General features: G+C 63.6%; 17 protein-coding genes and 4 tRNA genes. 12 read left to right on the forward strand and 9 right to left on the reverse strand.

The features are described from left to right. Positions 1-61: 61 nt before the first annotated feature. The gene (locus OX462_RS10205) at positions 62-775 is read right to left on the reverse strand and encodes a sensor histidine kinase (RefSeq protein WP_099411482.1); all 714 of its coding nucleotides are present in this window, start codon (positions 773-775) and stop codon (positions 62-64) included. Positions 776-1,085: 310 nt separating this feature from the next. On the opposite strand from OX462_RS10205, the gene OX462_RS10210 reads away from it, so the two are divergent. Next, complete coding sequence (locus tag OX462_RS10210; RefSeq protein WP_070219229.1) at positions 1,086-1,481, forward strand: hypothetical protein; 396 nt, start codon at positions 1,086-1,088, stop codon at positions 1,479-1,481. Positions 1,482-1,561: 80 nt separating this feature from the next. On the opposite strand, the gene OX462_RS10215 is transcribed toward OX462_RS10210, so the two are convergent. Together OX462_RS10215 and OX462_RS10220 are read right to left on the reverse strand one after the other, a co-directional pair. Next, positions 1,562-2,545, reverse strand: coding sequence for a GGDEF domain-containing response regulator (locus tag OX462_RS10215; protein ID WP_070219228.1), 984 nt, complete (start codon positions 2,543-2,545; stop codon positions 1,562-1,564). A gap of 306 nt (positions 2,546-2,851) precedes the next feature. Beyond that, on the reverse strand, positions 2,852-5,359 hold the full coding sequence (locus OX462_RS10220; RefSeq protein ID WP_409028328.1) for a hybrid sensor histidine kinase/response regulator: 2,508 nt from the start codon (positions 5,357-5,359) through the stop codon (positions 2,852-2,854). A 428-nt stretch (positions 5,360-5,787) separates the two neighbouring features. Here OX462_RS10220 and OX462_RS10225 point away from each other — a divergent pair. The 3 genes from OX462_RS10225 to OX462_RS10235 all read left to right on the forward strand — a co-directional run bounded on the left by OX462_RS10225 (position 5,788) and on the right by OX462_RS10235 (position 6,191). After that, positions 5,788-5,864: transfer RNA gene (locus OX462_RS10225), tRNA-Arg, on the forward strand. An 82-nt stretch (positions 5,865-5,946) separates the two neighbouring features. After that, positions 5,947-6,023, forward strand: a tRNA-Arg gene (locus OX462_RS10230). Between the two features lie 91 nt (positions 6,024-6,114). Further along, positions 6,115-6,191, forward strand: a tRNA-Arg gene (locus OX462_RS10235). A 119-nt stretch (positions 6,192-6,310) separates the two neighbouring features. On the opposite strand, the gene OX462_RS10240 is transcribed toward OX462_RS10235, so the two are convergent. Next, on the reverse strand, positions 6,311-8,440 hold the full coding sequence (locus OX462_RS10240) for a hypothetical protein (protein WP_409028329.1): 2,130 nt from the start codon (positions 8,438-8,440) through the stop codon (positions 6,311-6,313). 277 nt (positions 8,441-8,717) lie between these two features. On the opposite strand from OX462_RS10240, the gene OX462_RS10245 reads away from it, so the two are divergent. Then, positions 8,718-8,794 (forward strand) — tRNA-Arg (locus OX462_RS10245). Between the two features lie 55 nt (positions 8,795-8,849). Here OX462_RS10245 and OX462_RS10250 read toward each other — a convergent pair. Then, positions 8,850-9,722, reverse strand: coding sequence for a helix-turn-helix domain-containing protein (locus OX462_RS10250; RefSeq protein WP_409028330.1), 873 nt, complete (start codon positions 9,720-9,722; stop codon positions 8,850-8,852). Between the two features lie 115 nt (positions 9,723-9,837). Between OX462_RS10250 and OX462_RS10255 the strand changes: the two genes are divergently transcribed. Then, complete coding sequence (locus OX462_RS10255) at positions 9,838-10,794, forward strand: phytanoyl-CoA dioxygenase family protein (protein WP_070313428.1); 957 nt, start codon at positions 9,838-9,840, stop codon at positions 10,792-10,794. 92 nt (positions 10,795-10,886) lie between these two features. Continuing rightward, complete coding sequence (locus tag OX462_RS10260; protein ID WP_409028331.1) at positions 10,887-12,032, forward strand: alpha-hydroxy acid oxidase; 1,146 nt, start codon at positions 10,887-10,889, stop codon at positions 12,030-12,032. Here the strand turns inward: OX462_RS10260 and OX462_RS10265 are convergent. From OX462_RS10265 to OX462_RS10280, 4 genes are all read right to left on the reverse strand, one after another. Then, positions 12,029-12,535, reverse strand: coding sequence for a P-loop nucleotide/nucleoside kinase family protein (locus OX462_RS10265; RefSeq protein ID WP_409028332.1), 507 nt, complete (start codon positions 12,533-12,535; stop codon positions 12,029-12,031). The two genes, OX462_RS10260 and OX462_RS10265, sit on opposite strands and share 4 nt — an antisense overlap. 194 nt (positions 12,536-12,729) lie before the next feature. Next, entirely contained in the window at positions 12,730-13,536 is an 807-nt protein-coding gene (locus OX462_RS10270; RefSeq protein WP_409028333.1) for a DUF6624 domain-containing protein, read from the reverse strand. A gap of 10 nt (positions 13,537-13,546) precedes the next feature. Then, entirely contained in the window at positions 13,547-14,206 is a 660-nt protein-coding gene (locus tag OX462_RS10275) for a hypothetical protein (protein WP_409028334.1), read from the reverse strand. Positions 14,207-14,215: 9 nt separating this feature from the next. Next, on the reverse strand, positions 14,216-14,983 hold the full coding sequence (locus OX462_RS10280) for a CPBP family intramembrane glutamic endopeptidase (RefSeq protein ID WP_409028335.1): 768 nt from the start codon (positions 14,981-14,983) through the stop codon (positions 14,216-14,218). Positions 14,984-15,162: 179 nt separating this feature from the next. Here OX462_RS10280 and OX462_RS10285 point away from each other — a divergent pair, with 179 nt between their 5' ends. From OX462_RS10285 to OX462_RS10305, 5 genes are read left to right on the forward strand one after another with little or no spacing between them, the layout of a single operon-like run. Beyond that, on the forward strand, positions 15,163-15,726 hold the full coding sequence (locus tag OX462_RS10285) for a GNAT family N-acetyltransferase (protein ID WP_409028336.1): 564 nt from the start codon (positions 15,163-15,165) through the stop codon (positions 15,724-15,726). Continuing rightward, the gene (locus OX462_RS10290) at positions 15,723-16,070 is read left to right on the forward strand and encodes an SMI1/KNR4 family protein (protein ID WP_180279159.1); all 348 of its coding nucleotides are present in this window, start codon (positions 15,723-15,725) and stop codon (positions 16,068-16,070) included. The genes OX462_RS10285 and OX462_RS10290 overlap by 4 nt, the downstream gene beginning before the upstream one ends. Before the next feature lie 18 nt (positions 16,071-16,088). After that, positions 16,089-16,628 carry a GNAT family N-acetyltransferase gene (locus OX462_RS10295; RefSeq protein WP_409028337.1) on the forward strand — a complete coding sequence of 180 codons (540 nt, stop codon included), beginning with the start codon at positions 16,089-16,091 and terminating at the stop codon, positions 16,626-16,628. Further along, positions 16,625-17,329, forward strand: a complete 705-nt coding sequence (locus OX462_RS10300; RefSeq protein ID WP_409028338.1) for a response regulator transcription factor — start codon at positions 16,625-16,627, stop codon at positions 17,327-17,329. Before OX462_RS10295 ends, OX462_RS10300 begins: the two co-directional genes overlap by 4 nt. Then, entirely contained in the window at positions 17,322-18,545 is a 1,224-nt protein-coding gene (locus OX462_RS10305) for a sensor histidine kinase (protein WP_409028339.1), read from the forward strand. The genes OX462_RS10300 and OX462_RS10305 overlap by 8 nt, the downstream gene beginning before the upstream one ends. Positions 18,546-18,580: the final 35 nt, after the last annotated feature.

The raw sequence follows: 18,580 nt of genomic DNA on the forward strand, positions 1-18,580 counted from the left end.
CGTATCGTTGAGCGGGGCAGGGCGCCCGGCGATGTTCCGGCCCGATGCTGTCTGGCAGGGATTATTCTTTCGGGCTAATGCGCGGCAAGACGGCAGTCAGGGCCATGCCGCCTTGCGGATTCGCCGTCAGGCTCAGGCTGCCGCCGAGGTAATGCACGCGCTCGCGCACGGCGCGCAGGCCGTGCTTGCTCATTTCGACGGGCTCGCTGGCCGGCAAGCCGCTGCCGTTATCCTTGACGGTCATCATCAGCGCCTCGTCGTTGTCGTCGATGATGATATCCACTTCGCTTGCCTGCGCGTGCGCGGCGATATTGCTGAGCGCCTCTTCCAGGGTGCGCAGCAGGGCCACGCCCACGTTGCGCGGACAAATCAGTTCATCTTCGGGCAGGCTGCAGCGCACGGTGATCTTGTGCTGTTCCGCAAATTGCGCAGCCAGCTCGCCCAGCGCCACATTCACCCCGAGAAACTCCAGCTTGTCGTTCCACAGCTTCATCTGCATTTGCCGGTTGGTCTCGATGACATTCAGCAGCAATTGCTTCATGGTCGCGGCGCGGTCGAGCAAGGCCGCTTCCTGCGGCATTTTTTGCGTCAGCAGCGACAGGTGCATGGTCAGCGCCGTCAGCGACGAGCCGAGGCTGTCGTGCAGCTGGCGCGACAGGGCGCGCCGTTCATTGTCCCAGCTGGTGTTGACATGACCGAGCAACTCGCTGAGATCGGCGGCGCGTTCCGCATCGGCCTGGGCCGCTTCCTTGTTCGGATCTGTTTGTGCGGACATAGCGCCCCGTGAATGGTGAAAGGTGGACCAAATTCAAGTTGTGGATCATACATGAGGATTTCATCGCGGGGCGCATGGATGGAAAATTTCTGTCTTTTCGGCAATTTTAATCTCCTCCCATCATTTTTATATGATAGGCAATATTTGTGTTTGCGCCAGCAGGAAGTTGTTCCCGTCTTTACGTACGGCTGCGCACATACCGGGACGCCACACGCTGCCATAGTGGGGTTGTGCATTTTTCCATGCAGCATAGCCGCCCCGCGGCGCAGGGTGCAGTACAGGCCCGTTTACCGAAACGAAAGGACATGCCATGAATATCGAAACCATCGTCGACAAGGAATACCTCGACAAAAGCTTCCGCGACATCGTCAATGCCCCGATCAGCGCCTTGCGCGGCGTCAGCGCGAAGGATGCGAAGGCCTTGCAGCAAGCGTTTGGCGTGACCACCGTACGCGAATTGTCCAACCTTAATTTCGTGAAATGGGCCAGCGCGCTGGCCATCCTGGCCGATGAAGAAGGCATGAGCGGCGAAGAGCGGGCCAAGGAAGAGTTGCTTGACGACGCCGTGGAAATGACCTTCCCCGCCAGCGACCCGATCTCCGTCGATGCCGGCATCACGCGCATCGAAGTACCGCCGGAAACCGTCGATGCGCAAACGGACCACCAGCATGCGGGCCAGCATGAAGTGACGGCTGGCAAGAAATAAAACATTGTGCTCATGAAAAAAACCGGCAAGCCATCAACGTGGCTTGCCGGTTTTTTTCATGTGCGGTGCGGCGTAAAAACTCAGGCGATCGACGGAATGTTGTTTTTTTGCATATTTACCTGCGAGGCGATCACCTCGTGCGGAATGCAGCAAAAGCGGTTTTTGCCGGCGCGTTTGGCTTCGTACAGGGCCGTGTCGGCCGCGCCCAGCAGGGATTCGACGGTGCTGGCGTCGTCCGGGTAGATGGCGATGCCGATGCTGGTCGACAGGCGCAGGGTCAGGTCGTTGATGAAATACGGCTCGGAAATGACTTCGATCAGCTTGGCGGCCGGTTCGCGCGCGTCGCCCTTGCCGGCCAGGTTGCCCAGCACGATGACGAATTCGTCGCCGCCGATGCGCGCCACCGTGTCTTCCTTGCGCGATGCGCTCACCAGGCGGGCCGCCACCATTTTCAGGATTTCATCGCCATAGCCGTGGCCGTAACTGTCGTTGATGGCCTTGAAGCCGTCCAGGTCCAGGTACAGGATGGCCGACTTGCCGCGGCTGCGGGCCGATTGCTGCAAGGTATGCTCGATACGGTCTTCCAGCAGGCGCCGGTTCGGCAAGCCCGTCAGCGGATCGTGCAGCGCCAGTTCCTGCTGCTGCTTGCTGTATTGCGCCAGTTCCTTGTACAGCAGGCGCACTTCCAGCATGTTGTGGATGCGCTTGTGCACTTCCATCAGGTCGAAGGGCTTGCTGATGAAGTCGCGCGCGCCCGCTTCCAGGGCGGCGATCTTGAAACTCGGCTGTGCCGTCAGGGCCAGCACGGGCAGGTAGCCGCCATGCTCGATTTCCTTCAAGCCTTTCATGACCTGGAAACCATTGAGTTCCGGCATTTGCAGATCCAGCAAGATCAGGTCGTAGCAATGCTCCCGGTGCAGGGGGCAAACCTGGGCCGGACGCATGGTGGCCGTCACATTGGTGTAGCCGGCATCGCGCAGGATTTCCAGCATCAGGTCAACATTGTCGGGTGAATCGTCGACGACCAAAATTTTGGCTTTCAAAATCTCATCTTGGCTGGGCATGTAAGGTCTCGGTTATACGGTCTATGCAACGCTGGCTTCCACCGCAGATGATGGGCTGACGGCGGTGGGGAAGATAGTAGCGCCTTGCAACAAGTTAGGGCGCACAACAGCGCTTGAGCTCGCTTCTGACGTTCTCGCCGGCCCAGGCCGCCATCTCCAGCCTGCCGTGCAGGTGCGTTTCTGCATTTCAGTGTAGCAAACTTTAGCTTAGTTGCTTGTAGGACAGAGCCGCGTCTGAAAGTAGGAAGGCTAGCCCATGAAAATAGTCATTTTGTACTGCATCATGTATTTCTTTGCATCATCTTTTTAGGGCGGCGTATTGCTGCCCTCTTCAGGACGCTGCGCGAGGGAGCGCGTTGCGGCCAGTTGCGCCACGGCCGCCAGCAGTTCGGCCGGGTCGAGCGGTTTCGAGACCCAGGCCTGGAAGCCGCTGGCCAGTGCCCGCTGGCGGTCCTGCGGTTGCGCGAACGCCGTCAGTGCCAGCGCGGGCAGCCGGGCCGCATCAGGGGAGGCGTGCGCGCGGATTTGCGCCAGCAGGTCGAAACCGTCGGCGTCAGGCATGCCGATGTCGCTGACCAGCACATGCGGGTGTACCTGGTCCAGCAGTTGCAGCGCTTGCGCCACGTTGCCGGCGCCATGCACTTCGGCGTTGCTGTCACGCAGGATGCGCGCCGTCAGTTCGCGCGCATCGGCCTCGTCATCGACCAGCAGGACGGTGACGCCGCGCAAGTCATGGCTGGCGGGCAAGTCGCCGCCCGTTGGCCGCGCCGGCGCGGTTCGCGTCCCCAGGGGCAGGCGCACGGTAAAGCTGGCGCCCTGCATGTCGCCGGCGCTGCTGACCGTGACCGTGCCGCCATGCTGCTCCACCAGGTGCTTGACGATCGCCAGTCCCAGCCCCAGGCCGCCATGCCGGCGCGTGGTGGAGGCGTCGGCCTGGCGGAAACGGTCGAACACGTGGGGCAGGAAGTCTTTCTTGATGCCGACGCCGTTGTCGCTCACCGTGATGGCCAGGCGACTTGCCTCGCGGCGCACGCCGATCTCGACCCGGCCGCCTTGCGGCGTGAACTTCAGGGCATTCGACAACAGGTTCCAGATCACTTGCTGGATACGGCTGGGGTCGCCCGTGATCCTGCCCGCATCGCTGGCGATGTTGCTGTGGATGGCGATGTGCTTGGCGTCGGCCGCCGGGCGCAGGGTTTCGATGGCCGAGGCGATGATGCTGGCGGGCACGATGGTTTGCAGATCCAGCAGCACCTTGCCGGAAGTGATGCGGCTCATGTCGAGCAAGTCTTCGATCAGTTGCGCCTGCGCGCGCGCATTGCGTTCGATGCTTTGCAGGCCGCGGTGCAGGTCGGCCTGGTCGCGCGTGCCGCGCCGCAGCACCTGCGCCCAGCCCAGGATGGCCGACAGCGGCGTGCGCAGTTCGTGCGACAGCGTGGCGAGAAAATCGTCTTTCAGCTGGTTCGTGCGCTCGGCGTCGGCGCGTGCCTCGCGTTCGCTGTCGAGCAGCACCTTGCGCTCTTCGGCGGCGCGCGTGGCGGCCGCGTACAGGCGCGTATTGTCGAGCGCGACGGCGGCCTGGGCCGCGATGGCCGAGACGATGCGTTCGCTGCGCGCGCTGAACATGCCCGCTTGCGGATGGCCGAGCAGCAAGCGCCCCAGCAGCAGGCCCGAGCGCGAGCTGACGGGCAGGCTCAGGCAGCTGCGCAGCGGCGGCGCGCCGCCGGCGCTGGCGTCGGGCGCGGCCAGCAAGTCGTTCTGGCGCATGGCCGCTCCCTGGCGCAGTTCCGTGGCGATGGCATCTGCCTGGCGCAGGCTGATGCCGTTGACGGCGCGTGCCGCGGGCAGAGCGTCGGGATCGTCGTGGATATCGCCCGCATCATCATAGTAAAAGGCGCCGAAGCGCGCGCCGCTGATGCGCGTGGCCGCATCGACGGTTTCCTGCAGCAGGGCCGGCAAGTCGAGGGTGCTGGCCAGGGCCGCGCCCGTATTGTTGAGCAGCTCCAGTACGCGCGTTTCATCGCGCAAGGCTTCCTGCGCCCGCTTGACCTGGTCGACGTCGGTGCTCGTGCCAAACCAGCGCAGCAGCTGGCCGCCCCGGTCGCGCACGGGATTGGCGCGCGTCAGGAACCAGCGGTACTGGCCGTCGGCACCGCGGATGGGGAACTCCATTTCGAAGGGCGTGCCCTCGCGCAAGGCGGCCTTCCAGGCTTGCAGCATGGAAGGCAGGTGCTGCGCGTCATAGGCGATGCTCCAGCCGTCGCCCGCCATCTGTTCGGCAGTGGTGCCCGTGTAGTCGTGCCAGCGCTGGTTGTACCAGGCAATGGTGCCATCGAAGCTGGCGATCCAGGCCAGTTGCGGGATGGAATTGGCCAACGCGCGCAAGTCTTCCTCGCTGTGGCGCAAGTTTTCCTCGGCCGCCTTGCGCTGGCTGATGTCCTGGATATACGTGGTCAAGCCTTCGCTGGAAGGGAAGATGCGCACTTCCAGCCAGCGCCCCAGCGGCGGATACGGCAGTTCGAAACTGCAGCTGAGCTGCTGCGCCATGGCGCGCCGGTACTGGGTTTCCAGTTCCGTGCCATGCAGGGCGGGGCAGGCATGCCACAGGTTCTTGCCCGCCAGGCCGGTGCCAGGCGCGTGTTGTGGCGCGAGCATGGCGGCGCCGCGCGTATTGAGGTAGCGGATGGTCCAGTCGCGGTCGAGCAGGCAAAAGCCGTCGGTAATACCTTCCAGCAAGTTGGACAGGCGCTCGTCCGATAGGCTCAGCGGCGCTGATGGGGGAAGCAGATCTTGCTCGCGGTCATGCTTGGCCATCGGAAATCCTGCAACAATGAATCTGCCGCACGGGCGCTTGTCCCGCCGGGCCGCCGTCGCTAAGCTCAGTTAAATAGGTCATGATGCTCAATGTCCGCCGTCATGCATCAGGGAAGGCAAAAGCTCCCCTGTCTGGCTGGTATTGTAGCCCCAAGCGGGGCACCGCCACCGCACGCTTGCGCGCCGCCTGCAGATAGCACTGGACAGGCTGGAAAGCAGTCCCTATAATCCCGCTTCTTTCGAGGCAGCAACTCCTCGATTCGCTGGACCCGACTGTGGAAGCAGAAGTGCCCTGCGATAAAAAGGCGTCAGCTTTTTGGCAGTGAAAAGGTAGTCGATCATGCGGGGCGGTATTCTGCAAAATCAGCTAAGCGATTGAAAAATCGAACTTTTCAAAGCGAAATGAATACGCTATAATGTTTGCCTGCGCGGCTGTAGCTCAGCTGGATAGAGTACTTGGCTACGAACCAAGGGGTCGTGGGTTCAATTCCTGCCAGCCGCACCAGAATACTGAAAATCAGACTTTGCCTGGTTTTGTTGTGACAAGTTTCACCTCCACGTTGTCAGTGGAATGTTGTAGAAGTTTTGCGGCTGTAGCTCAGCTGGATAGAGTACTTGGCTACGAACCAAGGGGTCGTGGGTTCAATTCCTGCCAGCCGCACCAGTATTGATTAGTATCGTTGCCGGAATGAAGTTCGCTTCGTTCTGATGAAAGTTTCAAGCTTCGCGCCGTTCGGCGAAGTGTGTCAGAGTTTGCGGCTGTAGCTCAGCTGGATAGAGTACTTGGCTACGAACCAAGGGGTCGTGGGTTCAATTCCTGCCAGCCGCACCAGTATCAGCAGTAGTGAAGAAAACCCGGAAAGTTCGCTTTCCGGGTTTTTTTTCGTCCAGCGAAAGGCAGGCCTGCAGCGCGCCGCCCCCATCGCGGCGCGCTGCAGTGGCCGGGCCCCGTCAATTCGGGTAAGGCTGGCCCGACGACGCCTGGTTGCCCAGGACGATGGTGGTCACCCACAGTCCGCCGCTTGTCACGGGACCGGTGAACTTGAACAGCGAGGCGCCGGACTGCGCCGGGTCCGCCACGTTCGACGCCAGCGCATTGAGCCCCGAGGTCGTGAACGTGCACGAGGTTTCCTGTCCAACCGCATTTTGCTCCGCGTTCAGCACCGGCGTGGCGCCATTGAACAAGTACAGGCCGCAATTATCCATTTTCGATCCGTAGGTGGCCGACTGCGTGTAATTGAAGGTCACCGCGCCATCGAGCAGGGCGGCGGACGGGATGGACGACAGTTTCGCCGGCGTGATGCTGGTGAGCGTGGCGAACAGGCTGGCCTGGTTGGCCTTGGCAAACGCTTTCGACAGGGGCACGGCATTGATCTGGAACGGGAAGGCGCTGACGGCGCCATTCGGCGTTTTCAGGGTCCACACGTAGATTTTTCCAGGCGCCACTTTCGTTTCGTCGATGCAAGCCGTACCCGCGCCCAGGCCCGGCGTATTGACGGGCAGGCTGGCCAGGTCCTGGCAGCTCTGGATGGCTTCCGCGTTATTGTAGAAAGTGCTGGCGGCGCCATTGCTGTCGGCCACCCGCATGTGGGTGTAGCCGGTGGCCGGCAGGATCAGCTGCAGTTTGCTGCCGGCCGAGCCCGGTATCTGGAAGTCACCGAACGTCGTCAGGCCCGGTCCCCGCACGTCGATCTTGTTGACGGCCGGATTTTCCTGCAGCACGGTGTCGAGCTCGACGTGGGCTGCCCATTCGCGCGCAAAGCTGGCCGTGCCTGCAGCATCGAAGTTGCGCTGGATGCGCGCATTCATGTGCATGTCCAGGTGGCCGCTGCCGGCCAGTTTCCAGCCGCCGGCGCAGCCGCTGGTGTCGCCCGTCTTGACCAGCTTCCAGTTGAGCATGCCCGCATCTGTTCCTATGCGTAACTGTACCCATGCGCTGCTGGGCTTGCCTGAAGTAAAGGCGATGGCCGTCGCCCCGGCACCGAGGCGATTGCCGATGAAGTCGGCGACGCGCGTCGTCGAAGTGCTGCTCGCGGACGTCAGCGTGGCGATTTCATCGGCGCTCAAGGGCTGCATGCTGACGCTGGCCAGGCCCAGCGCCTCGATCGTCAGGCCCGCATGGGCAGCCTGGTCCGCGCTGCTCAGGGCGGACACAATGTCGGCCTTGCCCACCGCCGCGCCCATATTGAAGCTGCTGTCGATGAACGGCGACACGGCCGCCGCCGACGGCACGACGAAGCCCGTCTTCGGATACAGGGCGCTGAGCGAGGCCATGCAGGCGCGGATTTCCGGCAAGACACTGGCCGCGGCCGTCGCTCTGGCCAGGTCGGCGTCCGATGGCGGCGTCGCTGCCGGTATCGTCGGCGCGCCGCCGGCGGCGGCCGGCAGGGTTACGCTGCCCAGCGCGCTGTTGGTGGCGATCAGGGTGACGGTGGCCATGGCGCCCTGCGCTTCCGCGGGCGCGACGAGGATCTGGTCCAGCACGGCGTCCATGCCCGTGCCGTTGGCAACAAAGGCGCCCGTCAGCGGATTGGTATTGCCGGTATTAATCGGTTTGATCATGGCGACGACGGCGGCCACGGCCGCATCGAGCCGTTGCTGCGTCGCGGCATTGGCCAGGGCCGCAGTGCAGGCGGCCGATACCGTATTGGCGACGGGAGCGCAGACGGCGGCCAGGGCCGTGCCGCCGGGCTGGCCCGACGCCGTGGAGACGATCAGGTCGGTCAGCGGCGTGATGTTGACGGTTTGTCCAGCCGCGGTGGCGATGGAATTGAGCGTCACCTGCTTGCCGCCGGACGAGCCGGTGATGCTGAGGAAAAACGGCGCCGTCATGCCGGCCACGTCGACCGTAAATGCCCCGCCGGCGCCGGTATTGACCGCCGTGGACACTTTGCCCTTGCTGTCGATGGCCACCACGCTGCCCGAGATGGGCGCGCCGACGGCGGCAGTGCCGCTGAGCGTCGTTGCCGGCGGCGGCACGACGGGCGGAACCGGGTCGGCGGGGCTGCTGCTACTGCCGCCGCCACAGGCGGCAAGAAGGAGGGTGGCCGCGCAGGCGGCGGCCAGAGGCAATTTATGCAAGTTTATTTTCATGACATCCCCTTGGTATTTTTTTTGGAATTACTGCTAGTAAACATTCTCAAAGTTTTCCATGAATTGCAATTTATTTTTCTTGAATGCATTAATAATGGCCAATCAGTCATCAGCGTGTCGGTTTTGCGCCGCAATCAGAAAATAAATGTGATTAAAAATGCAAGTTGCGGGGCGGCCGGTGAAAAACCGGGGAGGGCGTCAATTGTGAAATATCGCCGCCACGCCCTTTGCCATTCTGCAAAGCCCTGCTATAATCTTGTCTTAGGCGGCTGTAGCTCAGCTGGATAGAGTACTTGGCTACGAACCAAGGGGTCGTGGGTTCAATTCCTGCCAGCCGCACCAGAATATCGGGGATCAGATTGTAAAATCTGATCCCCTTTTTCGTGTCCGAATGGATTTACGCCGCGTTGTTGGCGCCGCGCCGGTATTGCAGGCGAAACGCGCGCGGCGTGACGTGCCTGGCGGCGCGGAACTGGCGGTTGAAATGCGCGAGGTTGCGGTAGCCCGCCTCTTGCGCGATGACGGCGATGGCGAGATTGCTCTCGATCAGCTGTTGGCAGGCGCGGCCGATGCGCAGCCGCGCCAGGTATTCGCCCGGCGTGCAATGCGCGTGGCGCTTGAAACAGCGGTGAAAGGCGCCCAGCGACAGGGCCGCCCGCTGCGCCAGGGTTTCCAGCGCGATTTCTTCCCGGAAATGTGCGTGCATGAAATCGAACACGCCGGCCATGCGTTTTTGCTGCCCATCGGGCAGCGGCGCCTGCGCCGTCGAGGCCAGCGGCTGCGCGCCAGTATCGCCCGCCAGTTCCAGCAGCACGTCGAGCAGCAGCGGCAGGCGCTGCGGCACGGGCAGGGCGTTCAGCCGCAGCAGCTGACCGGCGCAGCGCGCGCTCGTCCGCGGCGAAAAATGCAGGGCAGGCCCGGCGCGGGCCGCCAGTTGCCGCAAGCTGTGCAATTCCGGAAAACAGGCCGCCAGCTGCTCCAGCCACTCGAGCGAAAACCACACGACGACGGCCAGCATCGGCTGTGCGCTGTCGATGCGCTCGCTGGCCGACCACGTGTGCGGCAAATTCGGCCCCAGCAGCACCAGGTCGCCCGGTTCGAAATCGCCCAGGTGGTCGCCGATGTAGCGCTGCCCCCGTGCATTCACCGTCAGGGTCAGTTCGAACTGCGGATGGTAGTGCCAGATGAAGGGAATGGCATCGAGTTCGCGCCACAGCAAGCCCCAGGAGTGGCCCGCCGGGATCGTGACTTGTTCGAATAAAGGCGTCATTGTGACGTTTTATGGATATGAATGGTCAGGATAGTATCAGTATTGGCCGCTTGGCGCGCATTTCAACTGGCCGCGCCAGCGCACAATCTGTCTCACACCCACACAGGAGACAGCGATGCAGAACCCATACCAATACGGCGAAGACCGTCCCGGCAACCCGTCCGTGGCCTACACGGAACAGACCCAGTTGCGCGATATCCGCAAACAGCTGCCCCTGCGCGTGCTGTCCGACAGCGATTTCCTGCACTGGCAAACCTATGGCTACGTCATCGTCAAGGATGCGGTGTCGCCCGAGCAAGTGCGGCGCACGACAGATTTCCTGTGGGAATTCCAGGGACTCGACCAGCATGACCCCGCCACCTGGAACCGGGAGCAATTGCGCGACCACGCGATGAAGGAACTCAACGGCTCCGGCATGGTCGAGGCCTATCACAACCAGACGCTGTGGGATAACCGCCAGACCCAGCGCGTGTACGACGCCTTCGTCGACATATGGGACCGTCAGGATCTGTGGGTAACGATCGACCGCGCCAACCTGAACACGCCGAACCATGGCAAGCGCAAGTTTGGCGGCTTCATCCACTGGGATGCCGACACCACGCTCGACCCGCTGCCCGTCAACGTGCAGGGCGTGCTGGCCCTGTCCGACACCTCGCCCGAGAGCGGCGGTTTCCAATGCTATCCGGAACTGTTCAACAACTTGCTCGCATGGCGCAAGACCGTGCCGGCGGATCGCAACCCGTGGCAGCCGGACCTGGCGACGGTGCCGTACCCGATGGAATTCATCGCCATGAAGAAGGGAGAACTGCTGATCTTCAACAGCCTGCTGGCGCATGGCATCCGCCCGAACACCTCGACGGACCAGGTGCGGCTGGCGCAATATATTTCCTTTACGCCCGCCCAGCAAGACAACCAGGCCTTGCGCGACTGGAGGGTGCAAAGCTGGCGCGAACGCAGCGCGCCGCAGGGCTACGCGTTTCCCGGCGACCCCGAGGACAAGGAAAAGCTGCGCTACCCGCAGGCGCGCCTGACTGCGCTGGGCGAGCAGATCCTCGGCGCGCGCGACTGGTAAGCCACGCTGCATCCGGCAGGCTTGCCTGCCGGATAGACAATTGCCGGCAAATGCACGATCATGGTCCGACTAGCCATCGACCGAGGAAACGCATGAGTATCATCACCTGCATCGAAGACTTGCGCGTGCTGGCCCAGAAACGGGTGCCGCGCATGTTTTACGACTACGCCGATTCCGGCTCCTGGACGGAATCGACGTACCGCGCCAACAACAGCGATTTCGCCAAGATCAAGTTCCGCCAGCGCGTGGCCGTCAACCTGGAAAACCGCAGCCTCGCCTCGACCATGGTGGGGCAGGCCGTCTCGATGCCGGTGGCCCTGTCGCCCACGGGCTTGACGGGCATGCAGCATGCGGATGGCGAAATCCTCGCGGCCCAGGCGGCCGAGAAGTTTGGCGTGCCGTTCACCCTGTCGACGATGAGCATTTGCTCGATCGAGGACGTGGCGGCGAACACGACAAAACCGTTCTGGTTCCAGCTGTACGTGATGAAGGACCGCGAATTCATCAACCGCCTGATCGACCGCGCCAAGGCGGCCAAATGCGGCGCGCTCGTGCTGACGCTGGACTTGCAGGTGCTGGGCCAGCGCCACAAGGACTTGCGCAACGGCCTGTCGGCGCCGCCGAAACTGACCATCCCGAATATCCTCAACATGGCCACCAAGCCGCGCTGGGTGGCGGGCATGCTGGGCACGAAACGCCGCGGTTTCGGCAACATCGTCGGCCACGCCACGTCCGTGTCCGACATGTCGTCGCTGTCGGCCTGGACGCAGCAGCAGTTCGACCTGAGCCTGTCGTGGGCGGACGTGGAATGGATCAAGCAGCGCTGGGGCGGCAAACTCATCATCAAGGGCATCATGGACCCGGAAGACGCGCGCCTGGCCGTCAACAGCGGTGCCGACGCGCTGATCGTCTCGAACCATGGCGGGCGCCAGCTCGATGGCGCGCAATCGTCGATCGAAGCCTTGCCCGCCATCGTCGACGCCGTCGGCAGCCAGATCGAAGTGCACATGGACGGCGGCATCCGCTCGGGCCAGGACGTGATCAAGGCCGTGGCCTTGGGCGCGAAAGGCGTGTACATCGGCCGCCCATTCTTATATGGCCTGGGTGCCATGGGCGGCCCGGGCGTCACCAAATGCCTGGATATCATCCGCAATGAACTCGATCTGACGATGGCGTTTTGCGGCTTGCGCGACCTGCAGCAGGTGGACAAGAAAATCCTGCTGCCGGGGACGTTTTAAGGCGTCACGCGCACGACGTGAAAACCTTCCGACGTGTCGGGCGGCACGAAGTGGCGCGTGATTTCATCAAATTGCGCGTCGCTGGTGGAGAACGGGTGCAGTCCGCTGTCATTGCGCCGGCGCAAGCGCGCCTTGCATTCCTCATCCGGCACGTCGAGGTAGTGCAGCACGTGCGGCACGCGCGCTTGCTGGAACAGCTCGCGCATCCAGGCGCGGCTGGCGGGCGTATTCGCGGGGAAATCGAGCACGACGGACACGCCCGCCCGCAGCATCTGCAGGGCCAGAGGCGCGATGGCCGCGCGCAGCCGCGCCGCGCAGGCGACATAGTCGGCCAGGCTGGCGATCTGGCCCGGATACAGCTGCGCCAGCAGGGTGTCTTCGCTGATGCGCACGGTATGCGGCGCTTGCGCAAGCTGGCTGGTCAAGGTGGATTTGCCCGAGGCAATCTTGCCGCACACGAGGTGCAAGGTGGGGCTAACGGGGGTGCTGGAAGTGGTGTGCATGGTCGCTCGCTGAAAGTGAAAACAAAGCCTGCGAGACGTCTTGATTGTTTGTTGCCGATCAAAGCCGCCTTGCAGGCGGCTTGGTCAATGTCATTCCTGTCCAGCCACCATGCTTGAAATGGCAGCAATAATCGATGGCAGGGGCGGGAATGACGATGGCATGGCGCAACGATGCCATGCGACGGTTGGCGTTGTCAATTGTCCTTTTCGAATAACTGCCGGTACTGCGCATACGGTTCCATGCCCATGCTGGCGCGGCGCTGCTCCAGGCGCTGCGGATCGTCGATGGGGAAGGGCACCGTCTTGCCGGTGCTATCCGTGCGGAACTGGCTGCCGTACAGCTGCGGCAGCTTGTCATTGCTCAAGTCGCGGTCGATCGCCAGTGCCAGCTTCGAGGGCGTGATCTCTCCCCGTGCCGCTGCTGCGCGCATCAGGACCAGGCTGCTTTTGAGGAAGGCATTGGATCCATGCTGGGCGATCAGCCAGGCGCTGCCCGCCGCCTTGTAGCCGACCATCGTTTGCGTGGGCCAGCCTTTGCTGGCGATGATTTGCCGTAAGCGTTGCTCGCGTGCTTCATCCGTGGCCAGCATGCGCTGGCGCGTGGCCAGGTCCGGCCCCGTAGGCGGGAATCCCGCGCGCAGGGCCTGGTCTTCCTGTTCCATGGTCCGCAATTCGGCTGCCAGCGCCGCCTCGGGCACCGCGGCCGGATACAGCAGGAAGTCCAGCGCGCCCGCCGTGGCCACGCTGAAGATGAGCTTGGGTTCCGCTTCCCAGCCGGGCGATTGCAAAAGCAGTGCCAGTGTGCCGCCTTCCGGTACATCAATGCGGTAGCGGCCATTTTCGACCGTGCCATGTATCTGCGGCTCGCCGTGCATGCGCTCGGCAACGATGCTGATGGCTTGCGGCAGCGGCGGGCCGTTGCTGCGGATGGTGCCGCTCAGTTCGAAGGCGCCCGCATGGACGCTCCAGCACAGCAGGATGGCAAAGCTCAGGCGTGGCATGGGAGTCCGTTCATGCATGGTGGATGTCGAGTTTGCTCCATACATCTTGGAACGCGGTGTCATCGAGCGGTCGGGCATGCGGGTCGTCCTGCCGGAACAGGCCGCCGATCAGCATGTCCTGGATGGCACCCGTGAAACCGCCATACGACGAGGCGCGGCCCCACTGGCGGTGCGTATGGGCGAAGACGACGGCGTCTTGCTGCGCGGCCAGTTGCGCCAGCGCTTGCCGCAAGGTGGCGGCCGCTTCCGGGCCCATGTCCGTGGCGATGGCGCACACCAGGCGCTGGCCAAATTGCAGGGATTTGCCTGCCAGTCCCAGCAGCGATTCATTGGCCAGGGCCAGGAACACATCGGGCGCCCGGTTGTCCTTTTCGCAGACGGTCCAGGTGGGCGCCCATGCTTCCAGGCTCATGAAGCGCGCTTGCGTCGTGGCCGGCGTGTGCGCCCACTTCGCGTGCGATGTGGCGTCCCAGCCCAGGCGGCCAAAGGGAATCGGCTTGCCCTTGGGATTGTACTGATGGCTGCGCACGCCGGCCTTGCCCCGCGCCTGCGCCATCAGGCCGTCGAGGCTGGCGGCAAACGGCGTCCATTGCGCCGCATCCCATAGCGGTATGGCATCGGGCGCGGCCAGCAACAGGAATACCTCGTAATCACGTGAAAAAAACGCCATGCACAGTCCTTATCGTTGCAGTTGAGATATGGCGGCCCGCTGGCTGGGGCGCAGCAGGTAGACGCCGTACAGGCACAGGGGCAGCACGGCCAGCAGGGCGATATACGGCAGGATCGATGCGCCATCCTCGGCCGGGTGCGGCAAGGTGGCCGTCACCAGCGCGTAATCCCACAGTCCATGCACGAGCACCATGGGCCAGATGGAGCGGGTGCGCAGGCGGATGGCCGCATAGCCGACGCCTTGCAAGGTGGCGGCCACGGCTTGCCACAGGGCGCCGCTGACGTCGCCCGTGGCCAGGCCGTTGGCCGTATGGGCCAGGCCGAACAGCGCCGAGGACATCAGGACGGCGGGCCAGACGGCGTAGCGGTCCAGCATTCCTTGCAGCAAGATGGCGCGGAACATCAGCTCTTCCGAGACGGCCACCAGCGCCGCATTGCACGCGACGATCAGCAGCACGCGCGGTTGCGGCCAGCCGCCGGCCCAGGCCAGCAACAGCATCAGCAGCGCATACAGCAGGGGCGGCGAGGCGAGCCACACCGTTTTCCATGGCTGCGGCGTGCTCAGGCCCGCTTCGCGGGGCCGGCTTGACGCCAACAGCAGCGCCAGCGCGAATACGGCGGCCAGCGCCCACGACAGGCCGATACGGCCGGTGACGGCGGCGCCCGGCAAGGCGTAGCCGGCCGATTCCAGCCAGCGCCCGCCCATGCTCAAGCCCAGCCAGACGGCCAGTGCTCCCAGGGCAAGCGGCATGGTGAGGTGGATTTTAGGGATGGGCATGGTCGGCTTCGGTGTTGGCTGCGTGTTTTACTGCGTGCATGAGCGGATCATGAAGTTGCATCAATGATATGGTCGAAATATTGCCATATTACATTAAAAGCACCGTCACAAAATTGCCACTTCGTTATAGTTGCATGGAATAATAAGCATTCGTCCGTTTGCCGCCAGACTGGAGCGCCATGACCTACAGCAAGACCATCACCACCGAACGCCTGATCCTGCGCAAGCCGCAGCCATCCGATGAGGCGGCCCTGTTCGCCATGCATGCCGATCCCGAAGTGATGCGCTATTTCAGCGAGCCGCCCTGGGACGATGCCGGCCGCGCCGCGCGCCAGATCGCCGAGGACAGCGCCGCCTTCGAGAACGAAGAGTTCTTCCGCTTCGCCATCGAACTGCAGCAGACGGGCGAATATGTGGGCAGCTGCACGCTGTTTTCCGTGCACCGCCAGAACCGCCGCGCCGAGATCGGCTATGCGCTGGCGCGTCCGTACTGGGGCCGTGGCTATATGCACGAGGCGCTGTCGGCGCTGATCGAGTACGCCTTCGTCGAGCGCGACCTGAACCGTCTGGAAGCCGATATCGACCCGCTCAACGCCGGTTCGGCCAGCGCCCTCGAGCGCCAGGGTTTTAACAGGGAAGGCTTCTTGCCGGAGCGCTGGATCGTCGGCGGCCACGTCAGCGATTCGGCACTGTACGGCTTGCTGCGGCGCGAGTGGGAAGCGCGGCGCAAGGATGCCGCGTGAGCGGGCAAGCGATCGACGCGCTTGAACGCTGGCTGGGTGCCCCCTTGCCGGCGCATTACCTGCGTTTTCTGCAGGATGGGCAAGAGAGCATGCGGGGCGAACAGGTATTGCTGTACGGCGTGGACAGCTTACGGGAACGCAATGAAACGTATGAGACGCAGCAATTTTGCCCCGGCTACATGACCATCGGCGACGACAGCGGCGGGCGCGCCGTCATGCTGGCCCTCGATGGGAGCGACCGCGCCGTGTACCTGGTGGGCCATGGCTCGATGCAGCGCGGCGATTTCGAGCGGGCCGCCGATGATTTCGCCGCCTGGCTGGCCGCTGATTGCCCCGTCGATTGACTATTCCATGAGCAAACGATGAAACCGGCTGACTTGCCCTGTTCCACCCATCCCCTCGTGACCTTGCGCCCGCTGGAACGCAGCGACGCGCCCGCCTGGTATGCTTACCTGGCCGACCCTGTCGTCGTCGAGCACACGAGCTGGTATTTGCATTCCATCGATGACTTGCAGGCCAATTTCGCTGATTATGCATCGGCCCAGCCGGCGTCGTCCATGCGCCTGGCCGTGGTGCTGCGCGAGGGCGGCCAGCTGGTGGGTACCATCGGCTTGAATGCCATTTCTCGGCAGCACCGCACAGCCGAGATTGCCTACGATCTTTCTCCTGTCGTGTGGGGGCAGGGCGTGGCCACGTCCATCGTCCAGTCCATGCTGGACTGGGGTTTTCAACGCCTGGGCTTGCTGCGTATCCAGGCGACCGTGCTGGAAAGCAATGCACGTTCGCTGCGCGTGCTCGAACGCTGCGCTTTCGAGCGGGAAGGCTATCTGCGCTGCTACCGGCAAATCCGCGGAAGATCGGGTAACTTCTGGCTGTATGCGCGCCTTGCCGGTATTCCATGAGCAAAGCGCCCTTGAGCATCCTGCTGGTGGAAGACCACCTGGCCATCGCGCGCCAGGTATTGGATTTCCTCGACGGTCTGGGCTGGCAGACCGACCATGCGGGAACGGGCGCGCTCGGTGTCGCGCTGGCCACGCTCAACACTTATGACGTGGTGCTGCTGGACCTGAACCTGCCCGATATCGATGGCTTGCAGGTGTGCCGCGCCATCAAGGCCAGTGCGCCCAGCAATGTGCCGATTCTGATGCTGACGGCGCGCGACTCTTATGAAGATAAGGCACGCGGCTTTCGCGACGGCGCCGACGACTATCTGACCAAGCCCTTCGACTTGCGCGAAGTGGCCTTGCGCTGCGAAGCGCTGGCGCGACGGCAGCAGCTGCACGTGCATCAGGAAATGCGCGTGGGCCCATTCACCTTGCAGACGCGCGCAGGGCGCGCCTTGGTCGGCGACGTACCGCTGCCGTTGACGCAGACGGGTTTTAAAATTTTGCTGCTGCTGTGCCGCGAGCATCCGCACGCCGTGTCGCGCTCGGCCTTGCTGCAAGCCCTGTGGGGCAGCCAGCCGCCCGACAGTGACGCGCTCAAATCGCACATCTACGCGTTGCGCAAGCAACTGGAGTTGCTTGGCGCGGCGGGTGTACTCGTGACCATCCCGCAGCTGGGCTACCGCCTGGCCTTCGAGGCGGCGGCCAGCGATGGTTAGGTCGATCCGGCAGCGCCTGTTTGCGGCCCTGGCCGGTTTCACCGTCCTGCTGTGCCTGTGCTACACGGGCCTGGCGCTGGTGATCGCCTACGTGACGGAAGACATGCTGGTGCAGCGCCTGCTCGAGCGCGAAGCGGCGGTGGTCAGCCAGCGTTTGCGTCAGCACGGTGAGCTTACGCCGTCTGGCAGCGACCTCATCACGGTTTATGGCCGCTACCTTGACTTGCCTCAAGCCGTGCGCGCACACGTGCCACCGTCTGCCCCGCGCGGCGAAGTGTTTACGACGACGGGCCAGCATTATCACGTGCTGGCGCTGGACCTCGCTGCCGCCGGCCAGCCGCAGCGCGCGTATCTGCTGGCCGACGTGGCGCCCGTGCTGGTAGTGCAGCGCCTGGTGCGGGAGGTGGGCGGTGTCGTCGCTGGCGTGGCGCTGGCGCTGATCGCCCTGGCCTTGCTGCTGGCATACTGGCTGGCGCGGCGCCTCGTGCTGCCCTTGCAGAGATTGGCGCAGGAAGCGCGCCAGCTGGCGCCCGGCGGCGCCGTCCATTTCAGCGAGCGCGATCGTCCCGACGAGATCGGTTTCCTGGCGCGCCGCCTGGAAACCACGTTTGCCGAACTGCAAACGGTGTTGCGGCGCGAACAGGCATTCGCCCGCGACGTCAGCCACGAACTGCGCACGCCGCTGACCTTGATGCACAACAGCCTGGCGCTGGCCGGCGCGCAGCCCCTGGCGGCAGATGGGCAGGCGCAGCTGCGCCAGGGTGTCGACGACATGCGCGCCACCATCGAGGTGCTGTTCGCGCTGGCGCGCGCAGAGCAGCTGCCTGGCCAGGTGGTCGAGTTGCGCGCCTGCATCGAGCAATGCCTGCTGCGCCTGCTCGACGAACATCCGTGGGACGCCAGCCTGCTGACGCTGGACTTGCCCGAGCGCCTGGAGGTCGTCGGCAATCCGCAGTTGACGATGTTGCTCATCAATAACTGCCTGGCAAATGCCCTGTTCCATGGCGGCCCCGCTTGCCGCATCCGCATCGCGTATGCGCAAGGTTGCCTGAGCATCGGCAATACCGTGTCGGCGGGGCAGCCGCGGCGCGTCCAGGGATTTGCGCATGGACAAAGCTTGCTGGGGCGCGTGGCGCAGGCCATGCGCTGGGAAATCCGTTTCCATCCGGGCGAGGGGCACTACCGCGTCGACATCATTCTCCTCCAGATACGATAAAAAGCAGGAAGATTTCACCGCGATTTCACCGGCGC

It is taken from the genome of Janthinobacterium aestuarii, from assembly GCF_046113285.1.
Lineage (GTDB): Bacteria > Pseudomonadota > Gammaproteobacteria > Burkholderiales > Burkholderiaceae_D > Janthinobacterium.

Bases quoted from the DNA above. Each gene is read 5' to 3' on its own strand.
- OX462_RS10260 (WP_409028331.1), top strand. From the start codon at position 10,887: ATGAGTATCATCACCTGCATCGAAGACTTGCGCGTGCTGGCCCAGAAA.
- OX462_RS10210 (WP_070219229.1), top strand. From the start codon at position 1,086: ATGAATATCGAAACCATCGTCGACAAGGAATACCTCGACAAAAGCTTC.
- OX462_RS10215 (WP_070219228.1), bottom strand. From the start codon at position 2,545: ATGCCCAGCCAAGATGAGATTTTGAAAGCCAAAATTTTGGTCGTCGAC.
- OX462_RS10220 (WP_409028328.1), bottom strand. From the start codon at position 5,359: ATGGCCAAGCATGACCGCGAGCAAGATCTGCTTCCCCCATCAGCGCCG.
- OX462_RS10285 (WP_409028336.1), top strand. From the start codon at position 15,163: ATGACCTACAGCAAGACCATCACCACCGAACGCCTGATCCTGCGCAAG.
- OX462_RS10305 (WP_409028339.1), top strand. From the start codon at position 17,322: ATGGTTAGGTCGATCCGGCAGCGCCTGTTTGCGGCCCTGGCCGGTTTC.
- OX462_RS10265 (WP_409028332.1), bottom strand. From the start codon at position 12,535: ATGCACACCACTTCCAGCACCCCCGTTAGCCCCACCTTGCACCTCGTG.
- OX462_RS10280 (WP_409028335.1), bottom strand. From the start codon at position 14,983: ATGCCCATCCCTAAAATCCACCTCACCATGCCGCTTGCCCTGGGAGCA.
- OX462_RS10250 (WP_409028330.1), bottom strand. From the start codon at position 9,722: ATGACGCCTTTATTCGAACAAGTCACGATCCCGGCGGGCCACTCCTGG.
- OX462_RS10275 (WP_409028334.1), bottom strand. From the start codon at position 14,206: ATGGCGTTTTTTTCACGTGATTACGAGGTATTCCTGTTGCTGGCCGCG.
- OX462_RS10300 (WP_409028338.1), top strand. From the start codon at position 16,625: ATGAGCAAAGCGCCCTTGAGCATCCTGCTGGTGGAAGACCACCTGGCC.
- OX462_RS10205 (WP_099411482.1), bottom strand. From the start codon at position 775: ATGTCCGCACAAACAGATCCGAACAAGGAAGCGGCCCAGGCCGATGCG.
- OX462_RS10295 (WP_409028337.1), top strand. From the start codon at position 16,089: ATGAAACCGGCTGACTTGCCCTGTTCCACCCATCCCCTCGTGACCTTG.
- OX462_RS10270 (WP_409028333.1), bottom strand. From the start codon at position 13,536: ATGCCACGCCTGAGCTTTGCCATCCTGCTGTGCTGGAGCGTCCATGCG.
- OX462_RS10255 (WP_070313428.1), top strand. From the start codon at position 9,838: ATGCAGAACCCATACCAATACGGCGAAGACCGTCCCGGCAACCCGTCC.